Genomic DNA, 6468 nt, shown 5'->3' with positions numbered 1-6468 from the left:
GTCCCAGCCGGCCGGGGAACGAAAAACAAACGATCTACGAGACCTGACCAGTTACGTTCCGTGCTGCCCATTTGACTTCGAGTGCGTTTGTGGCGGACGCCGAGCTCGGGGCAGGCGTCGCACCAGGCGTGGGGAGCGGTCGTCGATCACGTCCGCACAGGATGTTGGTGGTGGACAGTCAGATGCCGAATGAGTTCCTCAGCGCCCCGATTGTCAGCGGGCTTCGCTGAGCCGGGACGCGCGCATGAGATCGAGTTGGTCGGCGCCGCGGGTCCCCGGGGCTGCCGTGTAGGTGACGATGCGCAGGTCGACGCCGGGCACGGTCAGCACGTCGCAGTCCAGGGTGACCTCACCCAGCTCGGGATGTCTGATCGTCTTCAGGTCCCCGGTCAGCTGCTCCATGCCCGCCACGGCCCACAGTTCACCGAAGAACGGCGAGACCGTGCGCAACCCGTCCACGAGCGCGGCCAGGTCCGGGTCGGCGGGGTAGCGCGCGACCGCTTCGCGCAGGTCCGCGACGATCGCGGTCTCGAACGCGTACGGTCCGGCCGCCGATGAGACGGGGCGCAGGTGCCAGCAACCCTCTCCCGTGCCGAAGAGGGCGCGGGCGAGGTTGCGTTCGGCGGGTGGCAGGCCGGCCGGGTCGCCGTGCAGAGCCGTCCACATGTCGTTCCACCACAGCAGGCTCCAGTCGGCGGCGAACACGCCGATCGGGAGGTCACTGAGGCGGTCGACGAGGCGGCGGATACTCGGCGGCACGTGGGTGCCGACGGTGTGGTCACGCGGGGCGAGCAGGCCGGCGGCGCGGAAGAGCTGGTCGCGTTCGGCCGCGGTGAGCCGCAGCGCGCGGGCGATGGCCGAGACCACCTGCGCGGACGGGTGGGTGGCCCGGCCCTGCTCCAAGCGCAGCACGTACTCGACGGACAGGCCGGCGAGCTCGGCGAGCTCCTCACGGCGCAGCCCGGGAGCGCGGCGGCGGGCCGACCGGGCGTAGCCGGCGTCGGCCGGGTCGAGGCGGTCACGCCAGCCGCGCAGCAAGGCCCCGAAGCTCAGGTCGCGCACTCCTCCATGGTGCCACCGGGCGTTTCCTGCACCACGGTCACCATCCGGGCGAGCGCGGCACGCATGTACCGGGTCCAGAGCAGCTTGAACGGCCCCGCGACGACCCAGCGGCGGCCAGGCAGCGGCCGGAAATCGTAGGTCCACCGGATCGACGTACCGGTGCCGTCGGGCAGGAACGACCACTCGCCACGCACCCCGGAGACCAGCTTGGCTAGCACGTTGGTGAACCCGCTCAGCTCATAGGCGAACCCGTGCCCCTCCACGACCTCGGCGAGCCGCTCGTCGGCCTTTGAGCCGTCGGTGAACCAGGTCTGGCGCGAGGTCCCCGGCCGGTCCCACGTACCGGTCTGGCCGCGCACCTCCGCCACACCGGGAAACGGCCCCCACGGCTTGAACACCTGAGCGAGATCGATCGGCACGATGACCCGGTAGGTGTGCGCGGGGCTGGACGTCGTATGGGCGAAGACAGTGATCGGAACACTCTTTTTCGTCATGCCACAAGCATCACGGGCCATGCCCGCCCGAGGCAGACACCTGCCAGTACATACCCTCGCGCAGCCCTCGACCCGAGTTCGCGTCCCAGCTTGTCGTTCAAGTGGGGAGTGTAAGAACAAACGGGGCTCACCTCAGTTCTACCTGGTCACCAGCCTGCCCGCCGAACAGGCCCACCCCCGCCACCTCGCCGCTCGGGCTCGTGGGCACTGGACGGTCGAGGCCGTCCACCACGTCCGCGACCGCGTGCTCGACGAGGACCGCCACGCCGTCCGCACCGGCAACGCCGCTCTCGCCTGGGCCATCGCCCGCGACACCGCGATCAACGCGCTACGCCTGACGGGCCACCAGAGCATCACCCAGGCCATGCGAGCCACCGCCCGCAGACCCGAACGCGTCCTCCAGATCATCAACCTGATCAGCGCAACCTGACTTTGACGGCGCCCTGGGGCTCAGGCCGACCATGATCCGCATGGTTGTCGACTTGCCGGGCCCGTTGGGGTCGAGGAAGCCAGTCACGCGGCCCGGTCGGGCGGTGAACGAGACGTCGTTGACGGCGGTCACGCCGCGATAGCTCTTGGTCAGGTGGTCAACAGTGATCATGACCGGAAGCCTCGCCGCGACCGGCCTTCCGGCACATCGGCGTCGAGGCCGGACCCGCCTCTGTCATTGGGGGGAGCGGCGTCTCGTTCTTTCGGTGGGTCTCCGACGCCTGGGTTGTCTCTAGGCTGGGTGTGTGTTCACTACCGGCCTGCGCTCGCTCTGGGACGAGCCCCGCGCCGCGGACGCGCCCGAACGGGTGTGGCTCGACCGGGTGCTGGTCGGCGTGGTGATGGTGGCGGCGTTGCTCGAAGGAACCCTCCGAGAGGAGGTCACCTGGCGGCCGGTCATGACGATCGTGACGGTCGGACTTGCGCCGGTGCTGCTATGGCGGCGTACTCACCCGTTGGTCTGCGTCGTGGTGGGCTTCGGCACCGGGATGGCGTTAGGACTGGCGAGCTGGCTGGGCGGGACCCCAGGCGTGGGCCTAGACACGATGATCTACATCCTGGTGCTCGTCTATTCGCTGGTCCGCTGGGGCTCAGGGCGTCAGATCGTGATCGGGCTGCTGGTGGTTGCGGTCGCCGCGGTGTTCAGCTTTGCGACCGACTACACCGGGCCAGCCGAGCTCTTCGGCGGGTTGGCGGTCCTGGCGGCGGCGGCGGCGGGCGGAGCGGCGTTCCGCTACCGCGCCGAGAGTCGGCGCCGGGCGCTCGACCAGGTCCGCAGCCAGGAGCGCGTCGGTCTCGCGCGCGAGCTGCACGACTCGGTCGCCCACCACGTCTCGGCGATCACTCTGCAAGCGCAGGCTGGCATGACGATGGCCGCGAAGCGACCTGAAGCGGCGCTCGAGGCGCTTGCGATCATCGAGGGGGAAGCGTCGCGGACGCTGGCGGAGATGCGAGCGATGGTCCGGGTGCTGCGTGACGGAGCGCCGGCGGAGTACGATCCCCAGCCCGGCGTCGCCGACCTGGTGTTCCTCGCCCGCCGCGAACCGGACCCCGTCGTCGACGTGGAGTTGGCGGGTGATCTGGCCGGACTTCGGCCCCAGGTCGACGCCGCCGTGTACCGGATGGCGCAGGAGGCGCTGACCAACGCGCTGCGGCACGCCCGAAACGCCTCGCGTGTGGAGATCAGGGTCGTCGAGGGCGCAGGAAGGCTGCGGCTCCGCGTGACCGACGACGGCCAGATCGACCCGGCGCGGCCAGCGACCCACGGTTTCGGGCTGCTGGGGATGACCGAGCGCGTGCAGCTGCTCGGCGGCACGCTACGCGCTGGGCCGGCGCCCGAGGGCGGGTGGGCGGTCGACGCCGAGTTGCCGATGGAGTTGCCCCTATGACGACGCGCGTGCTGGTGGCAGACGACCAGGATCTGGTGCGCACCGGCCTGTCGATGATCCTTGACGCCCAGCCCGACATCGAGGTCGTCGGCCAAGCCGCCGACGGCAACGCCGCCGTCGAGCTGGCGCATCGGCTCCGCCCCGACGTGTGCCTGGTCGACATTCGGATGCCCGGGCTGGACGGCATCGAGGTGACCGAGCTCCTCGCAGGGCGGGGCGTCGCGGACCCCATCGCGGTGGTGGTGATCACGACGTTCGACCTGGACGAGTACGTCCACGGCGCGCTTCGGGCCGGAGCCCGAGGATTTCTCCTCAAGGATGCCGGGCCAGAGTTGCTGGTGCAGGCTGTCCATGCCGCCGCCGTCGGCGATGCCCTGATCGCGCCGAACATCACCCGCAGGCTGCTAGCGACCCTTGCCGCGGGGGCCTCATCGAAACGCCGTACCCAACCGATCGAGCCGCTCACCCAACGCGAGGAGGAGGTGCTGAAACTGGTCGCTGTCGGCCGCACGAACGCGGAGATCGCCGCCGAGCTGTTCATCAGCTTGACGACCGCCAAGACCCACGTCGCGAGCCTGCTGGCCAAGATCGGCGCCCGGAACAGGGTCGAGATCGCGATGTGGGCCTACGACACCGGCCGGGTGGGGCACTGAACCGAACCTGACGTACATGCACGACGACTGGTCCCGGCCGGGGGCGACCGAGGCCCACAACGAGCGCAGCGCCTTCGTCACCTTCTGTCCAGTGTAGGGACAGCGCGGCAGCGGGGGGTCAGCCGAAAGCACGAGAGAGAGACCATCTCATCGGCCAGGCGAACTCCGGCCTCCGGGCCGGTGTGCCCGCCGCCGGGCTCAGCGATCGTGGACGTACCGATCCTCACCAACGACGGAGCCCATGATGAGAACGCGTCAACCCACCACCACACTGGAAGACCAGCCGATCCCGGTCAGAGCCAAGCTCGCCGCGGCGTGGACCAGCTTCATGTTCCTGTACGCCTACGTGGACATTCTTAACTTCTTCACGCCCGGCGTCATCGAAGACATCCTCGACGGCAAGGTCTTCGAGTTCGACCTCTCCCAGACCTTTTCGACCACGGCGCTGACCCTAGTGGCCATCCCGATCATCATGGTCGTGCTGTCGATGACGCTGCCCGCCCGGGCGACCCGCATCACGAACCTCATCGTGGCCTCGCTCTACGTTCCCGTCACGGCATTCAACGCGGTGGGCGAGTCCTGGCTGTACTTCTACGGCCTTGGCATCGTACTGGAACTGATCCTACTCGCCCTCATCGTGCGGTACGCCTGGACCTGGCCCCGCACCGCACCGTCGGCGACCAGCCCGGACCGTGAAACCGTTCGCGCCCAGCAGCAAGCGTGAACCCAAGAACGGTCCCCGTCCTGTTCGGAGCCATCTGCCTCGGTGCCGCGGTGTGGGCCGGGTGACCGGGGAATCGGCGCGGGGTTGAGCGCGGCCGTCAGGCCGCTCGACTCCTGATCTTTCTGGTTCGGGAATGCGGTTCCTCTCGGGTGGGGGTTGGTGCGGGTTTCGTCTCCATTTCCGTGTCCGTGCCGGTGGCAGGTTCGGCTGCCAGTCATCCCTTCGCCACTGGGGCATGGAGCGTTGCGACCGCGGTCGGCGGGGGTCAATCAGAACAACGACCACGTCACCGGGGTGGGAGTCATGACCTGCACGGCCACGCCGCCGACCGGGAGCGGACCGCTCACGCCGTCGGGCGCAGCGCGCGGACCTCACCGTCGCGCAGCGCGCAGTAGACCAGCGTGAGCAGCTTGCGGGCCGCGGCCACCTTGCCGATGTTCGTGCCCCGGCGCCTCGATGGCGGCCCAGCGGACCAGGGTGGAGCCCTGCTTGGTGATGTGGCCGCGGTGCACGGTGGTGTCGGACTCGCGGTGACGCGGGGTCAGCCCCGCCCAGCTGGCCAGATGTGCCGGGCTGGGGAACCGGCTGACGTCGCCCGTCGTTGTCAGGGCTGCTTCCTGCCCTCCCCGGCGCCTCCCGGATCAGACTGCCCTCAGCTTCTACCCGGCTGCTGCGACAGCCAGGCGGCGGGGTCCTTCCACCCCCGCACGGTCACTCAGCGCTTCGTGGCGCACCGTCATGTCCCAGTGCACCTGGGAGACATCCAGCCGGCGTAGGAAGTCACGGACGACCGGCAGCGCGCCGAGCATCTTCTCGACGCTCGGCGGCCCGTAATCCACCACGGCCGTCACAGCCACGAACCGTTCCAGGCCCGCCACTCCAGGACCCGGCAGGCCCGACACGGAACAACCAAAACATCACGCGACAGGCCCACCGCACGCACGTGGGAAACACGGGGCTAGTGTGTGCAAGCCAGGGATGGTACCCATCGTGCTCGCGCAGGATCAGGCTTCTCACCAGCGTCTTTTCGTGAGTGAGGCTGACCCCGGGTCCGTACCCGCGTTGCACACAGCGCAGGCTCGGACGCAAGTACGCCGGCCACCAGCCAACCCCGTGCCACGTCGGCTAAATGATCGATTCCAAGGGTCAGTGGTCGGCAATCAGGGATCGGGTGATGGTCCGCCGGTGGCGAAGGAGCCCCACCATGCGCAGGCGGGTCCTGGACATAGTTGCGTCGCTCGCCGGGTAGCGTGACCGGATCATCTTGACCTGAAGTGTGGTTGAGGTTTCACGATGGTGCGGTGACTGATAACGGAATCACCCTGATCGACGCGTGGGAACTGCCCGAGGACCGGATCGAGGAGTCCATCGCACGCTGGCGGGAGCGTGTCGGACTCATCCACGCCGCCCCCGGTTTCCGAGATGCGCGGCTGCACCGCAGACTGTTTCCGGAGTCCCGGTTCGGCCTGGTCAATGTGGCGCACTGGGACAGCATCGAAGCCCGGGACGAGGCGCTGGCGAATCCCAGCTTCACCGCGTCGGCAGCCACCGCGACCAGCTATGCCACCGTGCACGGCGGCTGGTATGAGGTGGCGGCCGAATTTCTGGACGCGGGAACGCGGTGAAGGCGACCCGCTACCTGCAGGTGTGGCGGGAGG

The 6468-nt window shown here is 68.9% G+C and carries 10 protein-coding genes; 5 read left to right on the top strand and 5 right to left on the bottom strand.

Annotated features, from left to right (window positions below; translation table 11 throughout):
• Positions 1–213 precede the first annotated feature (213 nt).
• Positions 214–1062 (bottom strand): helix-turn-helix domain-containing protein, encoded by an 849-nt coding sequence (locus C1A33_RS17350; protein ID WP_101832527.1) that lies wholly within the window; start codon positions 1060–1062, stop codon positions 214–216.
• Complete coding sequence (locus tag C1A33_RS17345) at positions 1050–1556, bottom strand: SRPBCC family protein (RefSeq protein ID WP_101832526.1); 507 nt, start codon at positions 1554–1556, stop codon at positions 1050–1052. Before C1A33_RS17345 ends, C1A33_RS17350 begins: the two co-directional genes overlap by 13 nt.
• On the opposite strand from C1A33_RS17345, the gene C1A33_RS17340 reads away from it, so the two are divergent.
• Positions 1555–1986 (top strand): transposase, encoded by a 432-nt coding sequence (locus tag C1A33_RS17340; protein WP_341477236.1) that lies wholly within the window; start codon positions 1555–1557, stop codon positions 1984–1986. The two genes, C1A33_RS17345 and C1A33_RS17340, sit on opposite strands and share 2 nt — an antisense overlap.
• Here the strand turns inward: C1A33_RS17340 and C1A33_RS38385 are convergent.
• On the bottom strand, positions 1885–2157 hold the full coding sequence (locus C1A33_RS38385) for an ATP-binding cassette domain-containing protein (protein ID WP_207770352.1): 273 nt from the start codon (positions 2155–2157) through the stop codon (positions 1885–1887). The two genes, C1A33_RS17340 and C1A33_RS38385, sit on opposite strands and share 102 nt — an antisense overlap.
• 133 nt (positions 2158–2290) lie before the next feature.
• Between C1A33_RS38385 and C1A33_RS17330 the strand changes: the two genes are divergently transcribed.
• The 3 genes from C1A33_RS17330 (at position 2291) to C1A33_RS17320 (ending at position 4810) form a co-directional block, all read left to right on the top strand.
• Positions 2291–3433, top strand: coding sequence for a sensor histidine kinase (locus tag C1A33_RS17330; protein ID WP_101832525.1), 1143 nt, complete (start codon positions 2291–2293; stop codon positions 3431–3433).
• Complete coding sequence (locus tag C1A33_RS17325; RefSeq protein WP_101832524.1) at positions 3430–4086, top strand: response regulator; 657 nt, start codon at positions 3430–3432, stop codon at positions 4084–4086. Before C1A33_RS17330 ends, C1A33_RS17325 begins: the two co-directional genes overlap by 4 nt.
• A gap of 241 nt (positions 4087–4327) precedes the next feature.
• Positions 4328–4810 (top strand): DUF6326 family protein, encoded by a 483-nt coding sequence (locus C1A33_RS17320; RefSeq protein WP_243407648.1) that lies wholly within the window; start codon positions 4328–4330, stop codon positions 4808–4810.
• A gap of 371 nt (positions 4811–5181) precedes the next feature.
• Here C1A33_RS17320 and C1A33_RS17315 read toward each other — a convergent pair whose 3' ends face one another.
• Positions 5182–5373: a transposase gene (locus C1A33_RS17315; RefSeq protein WP_243407651.1), complete on the bottom strand. Its 192-nt coding sequence runs from the start codon at positions 5371–5373 to the stop codon at positions 5182–5184.
• A 96-nt stretch (positions 5374–5469) separates the two neighbouring features.
• Complete coding sequence (locus tag C1A33_RS17310) at positions 5470–5667, bottom strand: hypothetical protein (RefSeq protein WP_133150708.1); 198 nt, start codon at positions 5665–5667, stop codon at positions 5470–5472.
• Positions 5668–6111: 444 nt separating this feature from the next.
• Here C1A33_RS17310 and C1A33_RS17305 point away from each other — a divergent pair, with 444 nt between their 5' ends.
• A complete protein-coding gene (locus C1A33_RS17305; protein ID WP_207770351.1) occupies positions 6112–6435 on the top strand; it encodes an antibiotic biosynthesis monooxygenase family protein in 324 nt (107 codons plus the stop codon).
• Positions 6436–6468 lie beyond the last annotated feature (33 nt).

It is taken from the genome of Frankia canadensis (assembly GCF_900197875.1).
Classification (GTDB): Bacteria; Actinomycetota; Actinomycetes; order Frankiales; family Frankiaceae; genus Frankia; species Frankia canadensis.
Note: the sequence above shows the minus strand (reverse complement) of the source record. Positions and strands in the feature narration are given on the sequence as shown.